This window comes from Flavobacterium poyangense (assembly GCF_011751075.1).
GTDB lineage: Bacteria > Bacteroidota > Bacteroidia > Flavobacteriales > Flavobacteriaceae > Flavobacterium > Flavobacterium poyangense.
Map to the genome: position 1 here is coordinate 1 of NZ_JAALLN010000235.1, position 516 is coordinate 516.

Below are 516 nucleotides of genomic sequence, written 5' to 3' on the forward strand. Positions count from 1 at the left end.
AACCGCCCACCCGTTCAGCTTCACATCGCTCTGGCCAAAGGCCAGTTTTTCTCCGTCCGCCACGCGGATCATCTGCTCGACCAGATCAACGCCGGTGATCATCTCGGTGACCGGGTGCTCGACCTGCAGGCGAGTGTTCATTTCCATGAAGTAGAAGCGGCCGTCGGGCTCGGCGATGAATTCCACCGTGCCGGCGCCCACGTAGCCCACCGCGCGCGCGGCGGCCACGGCGGCTTCGCCCATGGCGCGGCGGCGTTCCTCGGTCATGCCGGGCGCGGGCGCTTCCTCGATCACCTTCTGGTGGCGGCGCTGCACCGAGCAGTCGCGCTCGAACAGGTAGACGCAGTTGCCGTGGCTGTCGGCGAATACCTGGATCTCGATGTGGCGCGGCTTCTGCAGGTAGCGTTCGATCAGCACGCGGTCGTCGCCGAAGCTGGAGGCGGCCTCGCGCTGGCACGAGGCCAGCGCATCGAGGAACGCGCCGGACGATTCGACCACGCGCATGCCCTTGCCGCC

1 protein-coding gene is annotated in these 516 nt (G+C 67.4%); it reads right to left on the minus strand.

Annotation, left to right across the window (positions count from 1 at the left end; translation table 11 throughout):
- A partial coding sequence (locus G3A47_RS24725) for an ATP-binding protein (RefSeq protein WP_458294234.1) occupies positions 1-516 on the minus strand: 516 nt, incomplete at both ends.